An 18,599-nucleotide genomic window follows, 5' to 3' on the forward strand; every position below is an offset into this window, starting at 1 on the left:
GGCCTGACACGGGGTGCACCCGTACGAGCCTCATGCTGCGGGCGAAGTCCGGCTGGGGGAGGTGGGGAGGCGCACGAGGAACGTGGTGTCGCCGGGCTCGCTCTCTACGGTGATCGTGCCGCCGTGACCCTCGACGATCGCCTTCGCGATCGCGAGGCCCAGGCCCGTGCCGCCGGTCTGCCGCGCCCGTGAGGCATCGCCGCGTGCGAACCGCGCGAACAGCTCCTCACGCACCTTCGGGTCGATGCCGGGTCCGTCGTCGTGCACTCGCAGCTCTGCTCCGCCGGGCACAGCCGCGAGACTCAGCGTGATCGTCGTCCCGGCCGGGGTGTGAGTGCGGGCGTTGGCGAGCAGGTTCCCGACCACCTGATGCAGGCGTCCGGCATCCCCGTCGACCGTGATCGGCTCCTCGGGGACATCGAGCTCCCAGGCGTGGTCGGCGGCGGTCGGGCGAGCATCCGTGAGCTCCTCGACCGCGAGCATCGTGAGGTCGACCGGGGCATGGCCGAGCTCGCGACCCTCGTCGAGGCGCGCCAGCAGCAGCAGGTCCTCGACCAGGCGCGTCATCCGCAGGGACTGCGCCTGGATGCGCTCCAGCGCCGTGTGCGCTGTCTCGGGCAGCTCCTTGTCGCGCAGCGACAACTCGGAGTAGCCGCGGATCGACGCCAGCGGCGTGCGCAGCTCATGGCTCGCGTCGGCGACGAACCGCCGCATCCGCTCCTCGTTCTGCTGCCGAGCGGCCAGCGAGGTGTCGACGTGGTCGAGCAGCGTGTTCAGCGCGGCGCCGACCAGGCCCATCTCGGTGCGCGGATCGGCCTCCTCGTCGGCGACGCGCTCGGTGATGGACACCTCACCGCGATCCAGCGGCTGGTTCGCGACCCGGGTCGCGGTGGCGACCACCGCGCGCAGCGGACGGAGTCCGACGCTGATCGTGACCGCGGTGGTGAGCGCGAGCAGGATGAGGCCGCCGAGCGTGGCCAGGGCGATCACGGTGAACAGGCGCGCCATCGTCGCCTGGATGTTCGCGCGGGAGAGCCCGGTCACGACGGTGGTGCCGTCGGGCGTGTGCGTGACGATCAGCGAGTACGAGCCGAAGTCGGGCAGAGACACGGTCGCCGAGTTGGCGGTCTGCAGAGCGTTCTGGATCTCGAACAGATCCCCTGCGCTCAGCTCCTTCAGCGTGGACGGCGGGGTCAGGATCGCTCCGGACGGAGAGCCGCCGGGAGGGGCGACGGCGAGGAGCAGTCCGGGTCCGCCTTGATACCGCTGTCCCTGCAGCACCTGCTGCGCGGTGAATCCGCCTGGATCGGCGGAGAGCAGTTCCGCCTGTCTCACGAGTTGGGTCGTCGCCTTCGAGTTCGCGACCAGCTGCTCGTTCAGCTGCTCGTTCATCGTGGTGCCGAGCGTCACCGTCGTGATGATCGCGACGATGGCGAGGATCAGCGACACGAAGCCGATCACCGCGGCCATCAGCCGCGCCTGAAGGGTCAGTGGGCGGCGCGACACGGGCACTGCCTCACTGCGGCGCCGCGGTTCACTGCGGCGCCTTGATCATGTAGCCGACGCCGCGCACCGTGTGCAGCAGGGGAGTGCGCCCGGCGTCGATCTTCTTGCGCAGGTACGAGATGTACAGCTCGACGACCGAGGACTTCCCGCCGAAGTCGTAGCTCCACACGCGGTCGAGGATCTGCGACTTCGACAGCACCCGGCGCTCGTTGCGCATCAGGTACCGGAGCAGCTCGAACTCGGTGGCCGTCAGTTCGATCTCGTCGTCGCCGCGGAACACCTCGTGGCTGTCCTCGTTCAGCGACAGGTCGGCCACGCGCAGGATGGCCTGCTCGTCGTCGGCACGCACCTGACCCGAACGGCGGATGACGGCGCGCAGACGCGCGATGACCTCCTCCAGACTGAACGGCTTGGTGACGTAGTCGTCGCCGCCCGCGGTGAGGCCGGAGATGCGGTCCTCCACGGCGTCCTTGGCGGTGAGGAACACCACGGGGACGAGGTTGCCGGACTCGCGCAGCCGGCGCAGCACGCCCATGCCGTCGAGATCGGGCATCATCACGTCGAGCACGAGCGCGTCCGGCTCGAAGTCCCTCGCCACCTGCAGTGCCTCGAGGCCGCTCGCGGCGGTCTTGACCTCCCAGCCCTCCATGCGCAGGGCCATGGCGAGCAGGTCGGTCAGCATCGGCTCGTCGTCGACGGCAAGGATGCGCAGCGGGGAGCCGTCGGGACGGCGCAGCTCGGGGTGTTCGTTCGACATGTCCCCATTGTCATACCGCTGTCATCGAGAATCCATAGGTTCCGCTATGCGGCGCCTGTGAACAGACCCGTCGTCCGGATCATCCGACCGATCGTCCGCGACCGGCGGGGCCGCTGTTCCGGATGTCGGTGGTGGCCTCTATCGTCTGGGGGATGACAGAACAACTGATCATCAGCGCGCTCACCGTCGCCGACGTCGTCGAGGCGATCGGCCGGGCGCGACGGGAGGAACGCAGGATCACGGTGGTGGGCGGCGGCCACGGACCGTGGTCGCACGTCCCCGACGCGGGGATGCGCATCGAGCTGTCGGCGATCGACGGCATCGAGGTCGACGGGACGACCGTCCGCGTCGGCGGCGGGGCCACATGGGGAGCGGTGGCGGCGCGTCTCGGGGAGGAGGGGCTGGCCATCAGCTCTGGCGACACGGCATCCGTCGGCGTCGGCGGGCTCACGCTCGGCGGCGGCATCGGATGGATGACGCGGCTGTGGGGCCTCGCGGTCGACCAGCTCATCGGAGCGCAGGTCGTGACGGCATCCGGCGAGGTCGTCGAGACCTCTGCCACGGAGCATCCGGACCTGTTCTGGGCTCTGCGCGGCGGAGGCGGCAACTTCGGAGTCGTCACGCGATTCGACTTCGCCGCGCACCGGCTGCCGGCGATCGTGCACGGCGAGTACTCCGGCGCGTCCGATGCCGCGGCACTGCTGCGGAGCGTGCGCGAGGTGCTGCGCGATGCGCCGCGCGAGCTCACCGTGACGTACATGGATGTTCCGCCGATGGATCCCAGCGCACCGGCCGGAGCCCGTCTGACCGCGGTCTGGGCGGGAGCCGAGCAGGACGCGCTGCGCGGGGCGCTGGCACCGGTCGGTGCTCTCGACGGCGTCGAGGCAGCGATCACGACTCCGGCGTACCGCGACGTCCTCATGACGATGCCGGAGCCGGAGGACCCGGATCAGCGGCCGCCCGGGTTCATCGGCGGCAACGGTCTGTACGCCGAGCTCGACGACGATCTCATCGATCGGCTGGTCGCGTTCCGCGCGGCCCACCCGGCCTCGGTCGTGTTCCTGCGCTCGCTCGGCGGCGCCTACGGCGCGGTGCCTCAGGAGAGCACCCCGTTCCCCGCACGGCACGCCACCTGGTTCGTGATGGCGGGCGGGTTCGACATCCCCGGTCTCGTCGACGACGAGGCGCGCGCAGCCATCGCCGCCGACTGGGCCCTGATCGAGCAGGGGCGGCTCGCGGAGTACGGCAACTTCGCGGCCACCGAGCGGCCGGAGGCCGTGCCCGGCATGTTCACCGACGACGCCTACCGGCGGCTGTGTGCGGTGAAGGCGGAGTGGGACCCGCAGAACGTGTTCCGCCGCAACCACAACATCGTCTGAACAGAAGGACGGGCCCGGATGCACAGCATCCGGGCCCGTCCTCGAGAGCAGTGAGGATCAGTGCGTGTCCTCGGCCTCGATCTCGGTGCGGTCGCCCGACCACAGCGTGTGGAAGGTGCCGGGCTTGTCGACGCGCTTGTACGTGTGTGCGCCGAAGAAGTCGCGCTGACCCTGCACCAGGGCGGCGGGCAGACGGTCGGCGCGGATGCCGTCGTAGTAAGACAGCGACGAGGAGAACGCCGGGGCCGGGATGCCGGCCTGCGCAGCGGCCACGACGACGCGGCGCCATGCTGCCTGTGCGCGGGTGATCGCCTCGGCGAAGTACGGCGCCGTCATCAGCACCGGCAGGTCGGGGGCCTCGGCGTAGGCGTCCGCGATGCGGTTCAGGAACTGGGCGCGGATGATGCAGCCGGCGCGCCAGATCTTCGACACGGCGCCGAGGTCGATGGTCCAGTCGTACTCGGCGGCGCCGGCGCGGATCTCATCGAAGCCCTGGGAGTACGCGACGATCTTCGACGCGTACAGCGCCAGGCGCACGTCCTCGATGAACGCGTCGACGTCGGTGACGGCGAAGGTCTCGTCCGGTCCGGGAAGGGCGGAGGCAGTGGCGCGCTGCTCAGGGTGGCTGGACAGCGACCGGGCGAACGTCGCCTCGGCGATGCCCGAGACCGGAGTGCCCAGCGAGAGAGCGGTCTGCACGGTCCAGGCGCCGGTGCCCTTGGCGCCGGCCTGGTCGAGGATCACGTCGACCAGCGGCTTCCCGGTGGCGGCGTCCACCTGACGGAGCACCTCGGCGGTGATCTCGATCAGGTAGGACTCCAGCTCGCCCTTGTTCCACTCGGCGAAGATCTCGGCGATCTCGGCGGGGGACTTTCCCGTGCCGCGGCGGATCAGGTCGTAGGCCTCGGCGATCAGCTGCATGTCGGCGTACTCGATGCCGTTGTGCACCATCTTCACGAAGTGACCGGCGCCGTCGTGGCCGATGTGCGTGACGCAGGGCTCGCCCTCGGCGACGGCGGCGATGGAGCGCAGGATCGGGCCGAGAGTGACCCAGGACTCGTCCGAGCCGCCGGGCATGATCGAGGGGCCGTTGAGCGCACCCTCCTCGCCGCCGGAGATGCCGGCGCCCACGTAGTTGATGCCGGTCTCACGGACGGCCTTCTCGCGGCGGATCGTGTCGGGGAAGTAGGCGTTGCCGCCGTCGACGATGATGTCGCCGGGCTCGAAGACCTTGACCAGCTCGTCGATGACGGCATCGGTCGGTCCGCCGGCCTTGACCATGATGATCGCGGTGCGCGGCTTCTGCAGGGCGGCGGCGAACTCCTCGTAGGAGAACGCGGGGATGAATCCGGCCTCGGGATGCGCGGCGACCAGCTCGTCGGTCTTCGCGCGCGAGCGGTTCAGGACCGCCACGGTGTTGCCCTCGCGGCTGGCGAGGTTGCGGGCCAGGTTGGACCCCATGACGGCGAGTCCGACGACTCCGATGTTGGCTGCGGCTTCGGGCACGTGTGCGCTCCTCGATATCGCGGAAGGAAGAGCCTTCAGGATATCGCCGCGGGCGTCCGGCGGCCGGACGTGTGACGCGGACTCAGTCCTTGCGGTAGCCCGAGCGGCCCATCGAGAACAGTGCGCCGAAGGTGACGACGGTGGCGCCGACGGCCATCAGGCCGATCAGCCAGGCGATCGCGTGGGACCAGAAGGCGGCGTCGAACATGCGAAGGGCTCCGTTCAGCGGGACGTGAGTTTCCAGCGTATCGGGTCTTCGGGTACGATGGAGGAGTTCCTCGGCGAGGGATGCCTTGCGCGTGCGCAGCATCCGTGATCGACGCGGCGATGTGGGCTCTGCGGTCGTGGCGACCGGGTGGGTTTCGCTTTCCCGTGTCTGTGCCGAGAGATCGACCACCAGACCATCGCGCGGCGCTGACCGCGTGTTTTGAAGGAGAACCTCATGTCCGAAGAGAACACGGTCCACGCCGAGCTCCGCTCGAGCTTCGGCAAGGGCTTCGCCCGCCGCCTCCGCGCCGCCGGCAAGATCCCCGCCGTCATCTACGGCCACGGCACCGAGCCCGTGCACGTCGCGCTGCCCGGCCACCAGGTCAGCCTGATCATCCGCCGCGCGAACGCCGTGCTCGACCTCGACATCGAGGGCAAGGGCCAGCTCGCCCTGGTGAAGGACGTCCAGAAGGACCCGGTGCACCAGATCATCGAGCACATCGACCTGCTCGTCGTGAAGAAGGGTGAGAAGGTCACCGTCGAGGTTCCGATCGTCGTCACCGGTGAGTCCTTCTCGGGCACCATCGTGACCGTCGACGTCGCGACCATCACGCTCGAGGTCGAGGCCACCCACATCCCCGAGCACGTCGAGGTCAGCGTCGAGGGCCTGCAGGAGGGCGCGCACATCACCGCCGGCGACGTCACCCTGCCCAAGGGCGCTTCGCTGGTCGGCGACGCCGAGCTGCTGCTCGTCGGCATCTCCGTCCCGGCCGCTGAGGTCGCCGAGGAGAACGAGGCCGAGGAGGCCGCTGAGGCCGAGGCCGCTCCGGCCGAGGAGGCCGCCGCGGAGTGATCCGCGCGTGAATTCGACGGAGGGGACGCGAGCATCGGTTCGCGTCCCCTCCGGCGTATCACCGACACTGTCTGCTGAGAGAGGACGACCATGGCATCCACCTGGCTGGTGATCGGCCTGGGCAACCCGGGCCCGCGCTACGAGGCGACCCGGCACAACATCGGGCAGATGGTCGTCGACGAGCTCGCCGAGCGTCGCGGCGAGCGATTCCGCGAGCACAAGGCGGGCGCGCGTGTCGTGGAGACCTGGCTGCGCCCCGGCGGCGACAAGCTGGTGCTGGCCAAGCTCAACTCGTTCATGAACGTCTCCGGCGGGCCCGCGGCCGGACTCGCGAAGTTCTACTCCGTCGACCCCGAGCACGTCATCGTCGTGCACGACGAGCTGGACATCCCGTTCGACACTCTCAAGCTCAAGACCGGCGGCGGGCACGGCGGACACAACGGCGTCCGCGACATCGCCAAGGCACTCGGAACCCCGGAGTTCCCGCGCGTGCGCGTGGGCATCGGCCGCCCGCCCGGCCGGCAGGATCCCGCGGACTGGGTGCTCGCACCGTTCGGCACGACGGAGCGCAAGACGCTGCCGATCCATATCTCGGATGCCGCGGATGCCGTCGAGCTCCTGGTATCGGACGGCCTGGTCGCCGCACAGCAGAAGCACCACGCACCGCGCTGAACGGGTGCAGGACGCTTGTCGTCAGAACGCCGTCATTGTGCTGGCGGCGCCGAATCCGGCCCCGATGCCTGCAGCCAGGAAGAAGACCACCGGACCGACTGCGGCGAGGACGAGGCCGGTGATGCCGAGCCCGCGCCCACGGCGCTTCGCCGCCGCGGCGATGCCGAGGACGATGGCCGTGATGCCGACGGCAGTGCCGACCCAGAACGCGATCTCCGTCCACAGCACCTGCGTGCGTGCGGGGGCGAGTGCGGCGAGGTCGTCGTAGTTCCCGGAGGTGTTCATGAAGAACTCCGGCGCCGCCGAGCCGATCTGCGCACCGAACACGGCGCCGATGATCGGGATCAGGATGAGAGCGATCAGACCGAGCGCCAGCGACACAGCGCCGAGCCCCGGCGATCCCTTGGCGGGTGCCTGCGGCGGCGTGTATCCGCCGATGGGCGTCTGGTAGCCGCCCACGGGCACGGCGTAGGCGCCCGGCGGGGGTGCATAGCCGGGTTGCGCCTGGGGTGCGGGTTGCGCCTGGGGTGCGGGAGGCGCCTGCGGCACAGGAGGAGCTGGTGTCTGACCCGACCCGGGGTAGGCGGGCGGCTGCGGCGGGAAGGGATCGGTCACGCCCCTAATCCTAGGCGTGACCGATCCTGATGCTCAGCCTTCCGCGGCCGCAGACAGGGCCGTGCGCGCGGCGCGCCGCCAGTCCCGCGCGATTCTGCCTGCAGCGGTGTCCAGCTCGGCGACCACGACCGATTCGCTGCCGTCGCCGCGGACGGCCCACCGGCCGTCCGGCGCGACGACTCCCGACGGCGAGGTCTCGTCGCCGGCGCCCGCCGCGTACGCGACCCAGTACGAGTTCGTCGCGGCGTGCCCGGCCGCCTCGACGGCGAAGACGCCCGGTGCCTGCGAGAGCCCGGTCGTGGCGACCAGGACGCAGTCGACGCCGGCCTGCTCGTAGCCGGCGAACAGCTCAGGGTAGTGGCTCTCCATCCCCAGCGTGCACCCGAAGCGCACCCCCGCGACGTCGAAGACCACAGGGCGGGTCCCGGCGCGGTACAGGTGGGACGCCTTGGTGTGCGACAGCATCCGCTCTTCGTAGCAGTCGACGAGCACACCCTCGTCGGAGAACACGAACAGGGCGTTGGCAGGTCGGTCGTCGTCCTCGGATAAGCGGATGCCGCCGACGACGGCCCAGATCCGGTGCTCGGCCGCTGCGGCGGATGCGGCGGACAGCTGCTCAGCGACCACCGCGCGATCGACCGCGCTCCAGTCGGCGTCGTGGTCGTCGACGCCGACGGACATGCCGCGTCGAGTCGGCGACGTGAGAGCCCCCTCCGGGAAGAGGACGAGGGCGGCGCCCGCCGACGCCGCGGCCGCGATCAGTCGGCGCACGCGCCCACCGGCGGCGCGCAGCTGCTCCGCAGAGCGCGGGTCGTCATCGAGTGCGGTCTGCGCCACGGCGACAGTGATCCGCCGCCCTGCAGGGTCATCAGGGCCGACCAGACTGCGGCGTGCCGCCGCATAGGACTCCCCGGTGCGGGCCGAGCGCTCCCTGACCCGTCGCTTGAGATTGCTGTTCTTCGTCATCACGAACCTCCGCGTCGAGGACCTGCGCATCCCAGCTGCGGGTTCCCGACGGAATGAGGAACGTGAGCGGCTCGAGCGCAGAAGACCCTTTGCCCCCATGGCCGCCGGCGCTGGGAGCCGACTGCGGAGGTTCGGCGGGAGCCCCGCCAGTCAGGAAGCTATCACGCAGCTCCGACAGAGCGACGAGGCGCGCAGCGTGTCACACGCGGCGGAGCAGGCCGACCCTGTCGTACACATCGCGCAGCGTGGCATCCGCCACCTCGTCGGCCCGGGCGGCGTTCGCCGCGAGGATGCGGTCGAGCTCAGCGGGGTCGTCGAGCAGCTCGAGCACGCGCTCACGCACAGGGCCGAACTCGTTCACCACGACCTCGGCGAGACCCTTCTTGAAGTCGCCGTAGCCGCGGCCCGCGTACTCGTCCTCGATCGACTCCATCTGGCGGCCGGTGAGGGCCGCGTAGATGGTGAGCAGGTTCGACACACCGGGCTTGTTCTCGCGGTCGTAGCGCACCGATCCCTCGGCGTCGGTGACGGCGCGCATGATCTTCTTCGCCGACTTGGCCGGGTCGTCCAGCAGCCACAGCACGCCGGCGTCGCTCTCGGCCGACTTCGACATCTTGGAGGTCGGATTCTGCAGGTCGTAGATGCGCGCGGTGTCCTTCTGGATGACCGCCTTCGGCACCGTGAACGTCTTGCCGAAGCGCTTGTTGAAACGCTCCGCGAGGTCGCGGGTGAGTTCGACGTGCTGCTTCTGGTCGTCGCCGACCGGCACCAGCTCGCTCTGGTAGAGCAGGATGTCCGCTGCCATCAGCACCGGGTAGGTGAACAGCCCGACCGAGGTCGAGTCAGCGCCGTAGCGGGCCGACTTGTCCTTGAACTGCGTCATCCGGCCGGCCTCGCCGAAGCCGGTGATCGTGGAGAGAATCCACGCGAGCTCGGCGTGCGCGCGCACGTGCGACTGCACGTACAGCGTGGACTTCGAGGGCTCGATGCCGGCTGCGATGTACTGCGCAGCGGTGCGGCGCGTCTTCTCGCGCAGCTCGGCCGGATCCTGCGGCACGGTGATCGCGTGCAGGTCGACGACCGAGAAGAACGCGTCGTACGAGCTCTGCATGTCGCGCCACTGCAGGAGCGCCCCGATGTAGTTGCCGGCCTGGAGGGAGTCGGCGGAGGGCTGCATTCCTGAGTAGAGGCGAGGTTTGGTCACGCTGTCAATCCTATGGGGCGGATGCTGCGACCCCGAGCCGTCGCCGACGGCGGTGCACTCACACCGAGGCTGCGACCCGCGCCTGATCGGCTGTGCGCAGGAGCGTCGCGTAGACCGCCACGGCGAGCGTCGTCGCGACGTACAGCACCACCGCCTGCAGGGCGTACGCCGGGTAGTGCAGGATCCACGGCGACTGCGTCGGATCCGTGGCATGCGCGGGGTTGTCCTCGATGTAGGGGACGATCACGCCGACACCGTAGCCGACGGTCTGTCCGAGCGCATAGACGGCGATCCCGGCGATCAGGGCTGCTGCGGCCCGACCCGTCCGCGTCCGCCACACCTCTGCCGCGGTTCGCATGCTGGTCCGCCGAGCCCACCGAGCGGAGCCTGGTGCGGCGACGGAGGACAGCACCGGAGCGACGATGAACGCCGCCGTCACAAGCACGAGCAGCAGCCCCGTGCCGAGAAGCAGGAGCTGTTCGCTGCCGGCCCGGCTGCGCATCAGCTGCGGGACGAGCAGCAGCGCGAGCAGGGGGATGCAGGCGAACAGACAGACGAGCCAGGTGCGCAGCAGGATGTGGAGCTTCATGCGACCCACGATGGTTCCTCCGCCCGGCGACGACCACCGGGGCACCCGTCGAGTGCGGTAGGGAAAACCCTCGTCGTGCTGACGTCCGCGCCCCGATTCCCGATCCGATCAGTACGTGTAGTCCACGACGACGGGGGAGTGGTCGCTCCAGCGCTCCGCGTAGGTGGCGGCGCGTGCGACGCGGTAGTTCGTCGCCCGCGCAGCGAGGGCCGGGGTGGCCAGGTGGTAATCGATCCGCCAGCCCGAGTCGTTGTCGAATGCCTGGCCGCGCATGGTCCACCACGTGTACGGGCCGTCCACGTCGCCGTGCGTCGCGCGGCCGACGTCGATCCAGCCGAGGCCCGTGCCGCTGCCTTCGGACACATAGGGGCGCGTGTCGCTGAGCTGTCCGACCATGCCACGGCCGATGCCCTCCTGGCCTGCCACGGGCTCGCCCGCGGCACCCAGGAAGCGGTCGAAGTAGGCGCGCTCGCGCGCGAGGTAACCCGACTTCTTGACGTTGCCCTTCCAGTTCAGGATGTCGAGCGGGCGGTGCCCGACGTTGAGGTCGCCGGTGACGAGCGCGAGGGCGCCGTCGGCGCCGAGCTGCGACATCCGCTGCTCCATCGCGTCGAGGAACTTCCACTTCTCGACCTGCTTGGGGGAGTCGGCCTCGCCGGAGTGCACATAGGCGCTGACGACGGTGAGCGGCAGACCGCCGAGGTCGAAGTCGGCCTCGAGCCATCGACCTGCGGAGTCGAAGTCGTCAGCTCCCAGCGCGGTGCGCGAGGCGATCGCGGGCTCCCTGCTCACGACGGCGACGCCGGCGCGCCCTTTCGCCGTGGCCTCGTCGTGCACGATCGACCAGCCGGGGAACGCGGCCTCGATGTGCTCGTCCTGCGCGCGCACCTCCTGGACGGTGAGGATGTCGATGCCGGCGTCGTCGAGCCAGCCGTGCATCCCGTTGCGGACGGCGGCACGGATGCCGTTGACATTGACCGAGGCGATACGCAGATGTGGCATCCATCCAGCCTATCGACGGGTACGGACATCCCCATCTGGTGCGCCGGTGCCCTCCCGTCGCGGGGCGGGGGAGAGCAGTCCCTTCTTCGGTGCGGGCGCAGGCGGCGCCGCTGCCTCGACCTGCTTGAGCTCCTCCTGCGCGTCGTGCAGCGCACGGTCTGCAGCCCAGCGCCGGAACCAGGGTGCGCTCGCCCGTTCTTCGACCGCGGTGCGCAGTCGCACCTGCGCGGCCAGCAGCAGCGCCTGATGCTCCTTAGCGAGCCGCTCGGCCTCGGTCTGCGGGATCAGCGCGACGTGGTTGTCGTGTGCGCCCACCGCGATCCAGGAGGCCGCGACCAGCAGCACGATGCCGATCAGGCGGAACCACAGCAGCAGCACGATGAAGAAGATGAACGTGATCAGCAGCGTGTTCGTCGGCGTGTACCCCAGGAACAGGCCGAAGCCCAGCTGCAGCACAGTCGTGGCCGCAGCACCCAGGAACGCACCGGGGAGGATGCGTCGCCAGGTGAGTTTCGTGCCGGTGAGGAAGCGGAACAGACCCGCCATCAGCGCGGTGTTCACCGCGTAGAGCACGGCGACGGTGAGCAGCCAGACCGCCAGCTTGAACAGCGCGGAGGAGCTGCTCATGCCGATCAGGCCGAAGAGGAAATCGAGCGAGACGGTGCCGGCAGTGCCGAGCGCGGTGCCGATCAGCAGACCGGCGCCGAACGTGATCGCCGCCAGGAAGTCGAGGGATTTCAGCAGGAAGTAGTTGCGCCGATCCGGCGGGATCCCGAACACGCCGCGCACAGCGCGACGCGCGAACGAGATCGCCCCGATCGCCGTCCAGATCAGGGTGCCGAGGGCGATCGCACCGGTGATGCTCAGGGTGCCGGCGGAGTTGGCGGCGATCTGCTTCACGTCTTCGGCACTGGCGAGGCCGTTGTCGCTGATCAGGTTCGGGACGTAGTGGTTGATGATCCCGATGAGATCGTTGATGGCGTCCTGGTCGTTGCCGAGCCAGAGCCCCGCGAGAGCGAAGGCGACGTACACGGCCGCGAAGGTCGCGAACAGGGTCTGGTAGCTGATGCCTGCCGCGAGCAGGAAGCCCTCGTGCTGCAGGAAGTTGCGCCAGACCCGCACGGGGAACCACGCCAGTGTGCGTTGGGTGATCTCCGTGGCGCGGGAGATCGGCTCGTCGAACCGCTCGCGCAGGCTCTCCTGGGTGGCCTCCCAGCGCTCGCGCAGATGCTGCTCCTCGCGAACCGCCCGCGCCGCAGCGCCGCGTCGTGCGCGGGCGCTGGGCGCGGGCGTGTTCGAGGACTCCGAGTCGGTCACGATCTCAGAGTAGCGAGCGGTTCAGCGTCCGCCGCGCAGCACAGCCTGCTTGACCTCGGCGATGGCCTTGGTGACCTCGATGCCGCGGGGGCATGCCTCGGTGCAGTTGAAGGTGGTGCGGCAGCGCCACACGCCCTCCTTGTCGTTGAGGATGTCGAGGCGCACGTCCGCGTTGTCGTCGCGCGAGTCGAAGATGAAGCGGTGCGCGTTCACGATCGCGGCCGGACCGAAGTACTGGCCGTCGGTCCAGAACACCGGGCACGAGGAGGTGCACGCGGCGCACAGGATGCACTTGGTGGTGTCGTCGAAGATCGCGCGATCGGTGATCGACTGGATGCGCTCCTTGCCCTTCTCGGGGGTGGAGTTCGCGACCAGGAACGGCTGCACCTCGCGGTAGGAGGCGAAGAACGGCTCCATGTCGACGATCAGGTCCTTCTCGAGCGGCAGACCCTTGATCGCCTCGACGTAGATCGGCTTCGAGATGTCGAGGTCCTTGATCAGCGTCTTGCAGGCCAGGCGATTGCGACCGTTGATGCGCATCGCATCGGAGCCGCAGATGCCGTGCGCGCAGGAGCGGCGGAAGCTCAGCGAGCCGTCCACCTCCCACTTGATCTTGTGCAGGGCGTCCAGCACGCGGTCGGTCGCGTACAGCTCGACGTCGTAGTCCACCCAGTGCGGCTCGGCGTCCTTCTCGGGGTCGAAGCGGCGGACGATGAAGGTGACCAGGAACGACTGCACACCACTGTCTGCTGCCGCGTCCACGGCCTCGGCCGCGGCGTCGACCTCGGGTGCCACGAGAGCGTCGGACATCAGTACTTCCTCTCCATCGGCGGGTACCGCAACTCGCCGTCCTCGTTCTTGGTGAAGACGACGGGCTTCCAGTCCAGCTTGATGTGGTCGGCCGGAGTCGACGAGTGCGGGTCGCCGGTCAGGTAGGCCATCGTGTGCTTCATGTAGTTCTCGTCGTCGCGCTTCGGGAAGTCGTCGCGCATGTGGCCGCCACGGCTCTCCTCGCGGTTCTGCGCGGCGTAGACGACGACCTCGGCGATGTCGAGCAGGAAGCCCAGCTCGACGGCCTCGAGCAGGTCGGTGTTGAACCGGTTGCCCTTGTCGTCGACGTGCACGTTCTTGTAGCGCTCGCGCAGCTCCTTGATGACCCCGAGGACGTGCTCGAGCGACTCGTGGGTGCGGAACACCTGGGCGCCCTTGTCCATCTCGTCCTGCAGCTTCTTGCGCAGCACGGCGATGCGCTCGGTGCCGGCGTTGTTGCGCAGGCCCTCGATCATGTCGCGCACGCCGTCGACCGCGTCATCCGGCAGCGGGGTGAACTCGGCCGTCTTGACGTACTCGACCGCGTTGCGACCGGCGCGCTTGCCGAACACGTTGATGTCCAGCAGCGAGTTGGTGCCGAGGCGGTTCGATCCGTGCACCGACACGCAGGCGCACTCGCCGGCGGCGTACAGGCCGGGGACCGTCTCGGTGTTGCTCTGCAGCACCTCGGCGTTGTTGTTGGTCGGGATGCCGCCCATCGCGTAGTGCGCGGTCGGCATGACCGGCACCGGCTCGACGACCGGGTCGACGCCCAGGTAGGTGCGCGCGAACTCGGTGATGTCGGGGAGCTTCGTCTCGAGGACCTCGGCGCCCAGGTGCGTGCAGTCCAGCAGCACGTAGTCCTTGTGCGGGCCGGCGCCGCGGCCCTCCGCGACCTCCTGCACCATGCTTCGGGCGACGATGTCGCGCGGGGCGAGGTCCTTGATGGTGGGGGCGTAGCGCTCCATGAAGCGCTCGCCCGAGGCGTTGCGCAGGATCGCGCCCTCACCGCGGGCGCCCTCGGTGAGGAGGATGCCGAGTCCGGCGAGTCCCGTCGGGTGGAACTGGAAGAACTCGAGGTCCTCCAGCGGCAGACCCTTGCGCCACACGATGCCGACGCCGTCACCGGTGAGGGTGTGCGCGTTCGAGGTGGTCTTGAAGATCTTGCCGAAGCCGCCGGTCGCGAAGATCACGGCCTTGGACTGGAACACGTGCAGCTCGCCGGTGGAGAGGTCGTACGCGACGACGCCGGCGATCTGCGTCTTGCCCTCGGCGTCCTTCACGGTGACGAGGTCGAGCACGTAGAACTCGTTGAAGAAGTTGATGCCGAGCTTGACGCAGTTCTGGAACAGCGTCTGCAGGATCATGTGGCCGGTGCGGTCGGCGGCGTAGCAGGCGCGGCGCACCGGCGACTTGCCGTGCTCGCGCGTGTGCCCGCCGAAGCGCCGCTGGTCGATCTTGCCCTCAGGGGTGCGGTTGAACGGCAGTCCCATGTTCTCGAGGTCGATGACGGCGTCGATCGCCTCCTTGGCGAGGATCTCGGCCGCATCCTGGTCGACCAGGTAGTCACCGCCCTTGACGGTGTCGTAGGTGTGCCACTCCCAGTTGTCGTCCTCGACGTTGGCGAGCGCCGCCGCCATGCCGCCCTGCGCCGCACCGGTGTGCGAGCGGGTCGGATACAGCTTGGAGATGACGGCGGTCTTCGCACCGGGGCCGGCCTCGATGGCCGCCCGCATCCCGGCGCCGCCGGCGCCCACGATGACGATGTCGAACTGGTGGTAGTGCACGCCGTCGCGGACGACGGAATCCTGGGTCTGCGAAGTCACTCGTATGCCTATCTCTTTACTTGCCGACTGCCTGGCAGGTCTCCCACATCACGCCGTCCTGGAGGACGCCGTTGCAGGGGTCGAAAGTGAACACCACGAGGGTGCCCAGCACGATCAGCAGGGCGGCGGCGAGGCCGATCGCCCAGACGAGCGCCTTGCGAGCGCCCTCGTGCGTGACGTAGTCGTTGACGATCGTGCGCATGCCGTTGCCGCCGTGGATCAGGGCGAGCCACAGCATCAGCACGTCCCACCACTGCCAGAACGGCGTGGCGTACTTGCCGGCGACGAAGCCGAAGTCGACGCCGTGGATACCCTCGCCGACCATGAGGTTGACGAACAGGTGGCCGAAGATCAGCACGATCAGCACGACACCGGAGAGGCGCATGAACAGCCATGCCCACTTCTCGATGTTGAAGCCGCGGCGGGTGCGGGCCGGAGCGGGAGCGACGGTGGTGGTCATCAGTTGCCTCCGAACGCGAGCATGAGGTGCCGCGGGATGAAGCCGGCCATCAGCACGACCCAGACGCCGAGCACGCCCCAGAACATCTGGCGCTGGTAGCGCGCGCCCTTCGACCAGAAGTCGATGAGGATGATGCGGAGGCCGTTCATGGCGTGGAACACGATGCCCGCCACGAGAACGACCTCGCCGACCGCCATCACCGGGTTCTTGTAGGTGCCGATCACCGCGTCGTACGCCTCGGGCGAGACGCGGATCAGGGACGTGTCGAGCACGTGCACCAGAAGGAAGAAGAAGATGGCGACTCCGGTGATCCGGTGAAGCACCCAGGACCACATGCCTTCGCGGCCCCGATAGAGGGTGCCGCGGGGGGTCTTGGATGTCGTCTCCGAAATCGACGGTGTCAAGCGAGTGCTTGCGGACACGTTCGTCCTCCCTGATCGATCCTGATCGATGTGACTCGGGGCGCGCCACAGCGGGCACGCGTGATCGGCTCCATCCTATTCCTGTTCGTTCGCTGGGAGCGAGCAAGGCACACCTAACTATCTTGATGTCAAGATTTCTCGGCGCCGGTACCCTGAAGGCATGAGAGAGCCCATCGAGGACTTCTACGCGGTCATCCCCGCCGGCGGCATCGGCAGCAGGCTGTGGCCGCTGTCCAGGGCGGATGCCCCGAAGTTCCTGCACGACCTGACCGGATCGGGGCACTCGCTGCTGCGCGACACCTGGGACCGTCTCGAGCCTCTGGCCGGTGCGGATCGCATCGCCGTCGTCACCGGGCGGGCGCACCGCGCCGCCGTCGAGGAGCAGCTCCCCGGCATCCCCGACCACAACGTCTTCCTGGAGTCCGAGCCACGGGAGTCCGCCGCGGCCATCGGTCTGGCGGCCGCCATCCTGCATCGCCGGAACCCCGATGTGATCATCGGCTCGTTCAGTGCGGATCACGTGATCCGCGGGTCGCGGGTGTTCGAGTTCGCCGTTCGGGATGCCGTCGAGGTCGCACGAGAGGGCTACATCTGCACGATCGGCATCTCGCCGACCGAGCCCGCCGTCGGCTTCGGCTACATCAAGCGCGGCACGGAGCTGCTCGTGGAGGGTGCCCGCGAGGCCGCGCTGGTCGAGCGCTTCGTGGAGAAGCCCGACCTCGAGACGGCAAAGGGCTATCTCGCGGAGCGCACCTACCTGTGGAACGCCGGCATGTTCATCGCCAAGGCGAGCGTGCTGCTCGACGAGCTCGCCCAGAACGAGCCCGAGCTGCACGCCGGCCTGCGCGAGCTCGCCGAGGCCTGGGACGACCGAGAGCTGCGCGGGCCGGCGGTGGACCGCATCTGGCCGCGACTGAAGAAGATCGCGATCGACTACGCGGTCGCCGAACCCGCTGCCGAACGCGGCCGTCTCGCGGTGGTCCCCGGTCACTTCGACTGGGACGACGTGGGCGACTTCGCCTCGCTCACCAAGCTCATCACCAACGGTCGCAAGAACGACCTGGCGGTGCTGGGGCCGAAGGCCCGTGTGCTCAGCGACGCCGCCAGCGGCATCCTGGTCAGCCAGACGACACGCGTGATCAGCCTGGTCGGCGTGAAGGACATCGTCGTCGTGGACACCCCGGACGCACTGCTGGTCACGACCGTCGAGCACGCCCAGCGTGTGAAGGGCGTCGTCGAATCGCTGAAGCTGACCGGTCGCGGCGACGTCCTCTAGTGCGGCGCGCCCAACGGATGCGGGCGCGCATCATCTCAGCTTTGTAACCTTTCGCCACCCGATACCGTGGTGTGTTCGAAACAGTAGGTAACTTTGATCGATCCGCGATGGGCGCGGATCTTTCCCGGGAGGCTCGAGTGACCATCTCCACCACCAAGAAGCTCATCGGCGCTACCCTCGCCGCGGGCGTCGTCTTCGCACTCGCCGGCTGCGGCCAGGCACCCACCGACGCCGGCAGTGGCGACGGCGCGAAGAAGAGCGACTTCGTCCCCTGCATCGTCTCCGACGCCGGCGGCTTCGACGACAAGTCCTTCAACCAGCTCTCCTACGAGGGTGCGCTGAAGGCCGCCGACGAGCTCGGTGTCAAGCTCAAGAAGGCCGAGTCGAACGCCGAGACCGAGTACGCGCCGAACATCGACAACATGGTCTCGGCCGGCTGCAACGCGATCGTCTCTGTGGGCTTCGCCCTGTCCAAGGCCACTGTCGACGCCGCCAACGCCAACGCCGACATCGACTTCATCCTCGTCGACGACGCCGCCGACAACGACTTCGACGGCAAGAAGGACGCCGAGAACGTCAAGCCGCTGCTGTACGACACCGCACAGGCCGCCTTCCAGGCCGGCTACCTCGCCGCGGGCTATTCGAAGGCCGGTAAGGTCGGCACCTTCGGCGGCCAGGAGTTCCCGACCGTGACGATCTTCATGGACGGCTTCAAGCAGGGCGTCGACTACTACAACAAGGAGAACGGCACCAAGGTCGCCGTGGTCGGCTGGGACGGCAAGACCGGCTCCTTCACCGGTGGCTTCGAGGCCAACCAGGGCGCCAAGACCGTCGCGAAGAACATCATCGACCAGGGCGTCGACGTGCTCCTCCCCGTCGGCGGCCCGATCTACCAGTCGGCGCTGCAGGCGATCAACGAGTCCGGCCGCGACATCGCGCTGATCGGCGCGGACGCCGACCTGTTCGTGACCGACCCCACCACCAAGGACGTCGTGCTCACGTCGATCCTCAAGGCGATGGACCTGTCGACCTACCAGGCCGTGATGTCGAGCGCCGACGGCAAGTTCGACCCCGAGGCCTACGTCGGCACGCTCGAGAACAAGGGCGTCGGCATCGCCCCGCTGCACAACTTCGAGAGCAAGGTCGACCCGGCCCTGGTCAAGAAGGTCGAGCAGATCAAGCAGGACATCATCGACGGCAAGATCACCGTCACGTCCTACCTCAGCAAGTAA

General features: G+C 68.8%; 19 protein-coding genes. 5 read left to right on the forward strand and 14 right to left on the reverse strand.

What is annotated here, in order from left to right; all coding sequences use genetic code 11:
• Positions 1-30: 30 nt before the first annotated feature.
• Complete coding sequence (locus tag ACFVAE_RS17035; RefSeq protein ID WP_378894744.1) at positions 31-1,506, reverse strand: sensor histidine kinase; 1,476 nt, start codon at positions 1,504-1,506, stop codon at positions 31-33.
• Positions 1,507-1,534: 28 nt separating this feature from the next.
• A complete protein-coding gene (locus ACFVAE_RS17040) occupies positions 1,535-2,263 on the reverse strand; it encodes a response regulator transcription factor (RefSeq protein WP_378894747.1) in 729 nt (242 codons plus the stop codon).
• A gap of 152 nt (positions 2,264-2,415) precedes the next feature.
• Between ACFVAE_RS17040 and ACFVAE_RS17045 the strand changes: the two genes are divergently transcribed.
• Positions 2,416-3,642, forward strand: a complete 1,227-nt coding sequence (locus tag ACFVAE_RS17045; protein ID WP_378894749.1) for an FAD-binding oxidoreductase — start codon at positions 2,416-2,418, stop codon at positions 3,640-3,642.
• A gap of 57 nt (positions 3,643-3,699) precedes the next feature.
• Here the strand turns inward: ACFVAE_RS17045 and gndA are convergent, their stop codons facing one another.
• Positions 3,700-5,148, reverse strand: a complete 1,449-nt coding sequence (gene gndA, locus ACFVAE_RS17050) for an NADP-dependent phosphogluconate dehydrogenase (RefSeq protein WP_378894752.1) — start codon at positions 5,146-5,148, stop codon at positions 3,700-3,702.
• Positions 5,149-5,230: 82 nt separating this feature from the next.
• Positions 5,231-5,356 carry a hypothetical protein gene (locus tag ACFVAE_RS17055; RefSeq protein WP_378894755.1) on the reverse strand — a complete coding sequence of 42 codons (126 nt, stop codon included), beginning with the start codon at positions 5,354-5,356 and terminating at the stop codon, positions 5,231-5,233.
• Positions 5,357-5,590: 234 nt separating this feature from the next.
• On the opposite strand from ACFVAE_RS17055, the gene ACFVAE_RS17060 reads away from it, so the two are divergent.
• Both ACFVAE_RS17060 and pth read left to right on the forward strand, forming a co-directional pair.
• Entirely contained in the window at positions 5,591-6,208 is a 618-nt protein-coding gene (locus tag ACFVAE_RS17060; RefSeq protein ID WP_378894757.1) for a 50S ribosomal protein L25/general stress protein Ctc, read from the forward strand.
• Between the two features lie 90 nt (positions 6,209-6,298).
• The gene (pth, locus tag ACFVAE_RS17065) at positions 6,299-6,880 is read left to right on the forward strand and encodes an aminoacyl-tRNA hydrolase (RefSeq protein ID WP_378894760.1); all 582 of its coding nucleotides are present in this window, start codon (positions 6,299-6,301) and stop codon (positions 6,878-6,880) included.
• 21 nt (positions 6,881-6,901) lie between these two features.
• Here pth and ACFVAE_RS17070 read toward each other — a convergent pair whose 3' ends face one another.
• The 10 genes from ACFVAE_RS17070 to sdhC form a co-directional block, all read right to left on the reverse strand.
• The gene (locus tag ACFVAE_RS17070) at positions 6,902-7,495 is read right to left on the reverse strand and encodes a hypothetical protein (RefSeq protein ID WP_378894763.1); all 594 of its coding nucleotides are present in this window, start codon (positions 7,493-7,495) and stop codon (positions 6,902-6,904) included.
• Between the two features lie 33 nt (positions 7,496-7,528).
• Positions 7,529-8,461: a carbon-nitrogen hydrolase family protein gene (locus tag ACFVAE_RS17075; protein ID WP_378894766.1), complete on the reverse strand. Its 933-nt coding sequence runs from the start codon at positions 8,459-8,461 to the stop codon at positions 7,529-7,531.
• Between the two features lie 199 nt (positions 8,462-8,660).
• A complete protein-coding gene (gene trpS, locus ACFVAE_RS17080) occupies positions 8,661-9,665 on the reverse strand; it encodes a tryptophan--tRNA ligase (RefSeq protein WP_378894769.1) in 1,005 nt (334 codons plus the stop codon).
• A gap of 58 nt (positions 9,666-9,723) precedes the next feature.
• Positions 9,724-10,254 carry a hypothetical protein gene (locus ACFVAE_RS17085; RefSeq protein WP_378894771.1) on the reverse strand — a complete coding sequence of 177 codons (531 nt, stop codon included), beginning with the start codon at positions 10,252-10,254 and terminating at the stop codon, positions 9,724-9,726.
• Positions 10,255-10,362: 108 nt separating this feature from the next.
• Complete coding sequence (locus ACFVAE_RS17090) at positions 10,363-11,256, reverse strand: exodeoxyribonuclease III (RefSeq protein ID WP_378894774.1); 894 nt, start codon at positions 11,254-11,256, stop codon at positions 10,363-10,365.
• Positions 11,257-11,265: 9 nt separating this feature from the next.
• Positions 11,266-12,573 carry a YihY/virulence factor BrkB family protein gene (locus ACFVAE_RS17095; protein WP_378894777.1) on the reverse strand — a complete coding sequence of 436 codons (1,308 nt, stop codon included), beginning with the start codon at positions 12,571-12,573 and terminating at the stop codon, positions 11,266-11,268.
• Positions 12,574-12,594: 21 nt separating this feature from the next.
• On the reverse strand, positions 12,595-13,383 hold the full coding sequence (locus ACFVAE_RS17100) for a succinate dehydrogenase iron-sulfur subunit (RefSeq protein ID WP_378894780.1): 789 nt from the start codon (positions 13,381-13,383) through the stop codon (positions 12,595-12,597).
• Positions 13,383-15,209: a succinate dehydrogenase flavoprotein subunit gene (gene sdhA, locus ACFVAE_RS17105; protein WP_378894783.1), complete on the reverse strand. Its 1,827-nt coding sequence runs from the start codon at positions 15,207-15,209 to the stop codon at positions 13,383-13,385. Before sdhA ends, ACFVAE_RS17100 begins: the two co-directional genes overlap by 1 nt.
• 16 nt (positions 15,210-15,225) lie before the next feature.
• The gene (locus ACFVAE_RS17110) at positions 15,226-15,669 is read right to left on the reverse strand and encodes a succinate dehydrogenase hydrophobic membrane anchor subunit (RefSeq protein ID WP_378894785.1); all 444 of its coding nucleotides are present in this window, start codon (positions 15,667-15,669) and stop codon (positions 15,226-15,228) included.
• On the reverse strand, positions 15,669-16,091 hold the full coding sequence (sdhC, locus tag ACFVAE_RS17115; RefSeq protein WP_378894788.1) for a succinate dehydrogenase, cytochrome b556 subunit: 423 nt from the start codon (positions 16,089-16,091) through the stop codon (positions 15,669-15,671). Before sdhC ends, ACFVAE_RS17110 begins: the two co-directional genes overlap by 1 nt.
• Positions 16,092-16,251: 160 nt before the next feature.
• On the opposite strand from sdhC, the gene ACFVAE_RS17120 reads away from it, so the two are divergent.
• Together ACFVAE_RS17120 and ACFVAE_RS17125 are read left to right on the forward strand one after the other, a co-directional pair.
• Entirely contained in the window at positions 16,252-17,367 is a 1,116-nt protein-coding gene (locus ACFVAE_RS17120; protein WP_378894790.1) for a mannose-1-phosphate guanylyltransferase, read from the forward strand.
• 137 nt (positions 17,368-17,504) lie between these two features.
• Complete coding sequence (locus ACFVAE_RS17125) at positions 17,505-18,599, forward strand: BMP family protein (RefSeq protein WP_378894793.1); 1,095 nt, start codon at positions 17,505-17,507, stop codon at positions 18,597-18,599.

Origin of the sequence: Microbacterium sp. NPDC057659 (genome assembly GCF_042799915.1) — a bacterium.
GTDB lineage: Bacteria > Actinomycetota > Actinomycetes > Actinomycetales > Microbacteriaceae > Microbacterium.

Excerpts from the sequence above, each read along its gene's own strand:
- pth (WP_378894760.1), top strand. The coding sequence starts at position 6,299 with ATGGCATCCACCTGGCTGGTGATCGGCCTGGGCAACCCGGGCCCGCGC.
- ACFVAE_RS17055 (WP_378894755.1), bottom strand. The coding sequence starts at position 5,356 with ATGTTCGACGCCGCCTTCTGGTCCCACGCGATCGCCTGGCTGATCGGC.
- ACFVAE_RS17120 (WP_378894790.1), top strand. The coding sequence starts at position 16,252 with ATGAGAGAGCCCATCGAGGACTTCTACGCGGTCATCCCCGCCGGCGGC.
- ACFVAE_RS17110 (WP_378894785.1), bottom strand. The coding sequence starts at position 15,669 with ATGACCACCACCGTCGCTCCCGCTCCGGCCCGCACCCGCCGCGGCTTC.
- ACFVAE_RS17090 (WP_378894774.1), bottom strand. The coding sequence starts at position 11,256 with ATGCCACATCTGCGTATCGCCTCGGTCAATGTCAACGGCATCCGTGCC.
- ACFVAE_RS17085 (WP_378894771.1), bottom strand. The coding sequence starts at position 10,254 with ATGAAGCTCCACATCCTGCTGCGCACCTGGCTCGTCTGTCTGTTCGCC.
- ACFVAE_RS17040 (WP_378894747.1), bottom strand. The coding sequence starts at position 2,263 with ATGTCGAACGAACACCCCGAGCTGCGCCGTCCCGACGGCTCCCCGCTG.
- ACFVAE_RS17100 (WP_378894780.1), bottom strand. The coding sequence starts at position 13,383 with ATGTCCGACGCTCTCGTGGCACCCGAGGTCGACGCCGCGGCCGAGGCC.
- ACFVAE_RS17045 (WP_378894749.1), top strand. The coding sequence starts at position 2,416 with ATGACAGAACAACTGATCATCAGCGCGCTCACCGTCGCCGACGTCGTC.
- ACFVAE_RS17075 (WP_378894766.1), bottom strand. The coding sequence starts at position 8,461 with ATGACGAAGAACAGCAATCTCAAGCGACGGGTCAGGGAGCGCTCGGCC.
- ACFVAE_RS17060 (WP_378894757.1), top strand. The coding sequence starts at position 5,591 with ATGTCCGAAGAGAACACGGTCCACGCCGAGCTCCGCTCGAGCTTCGGC.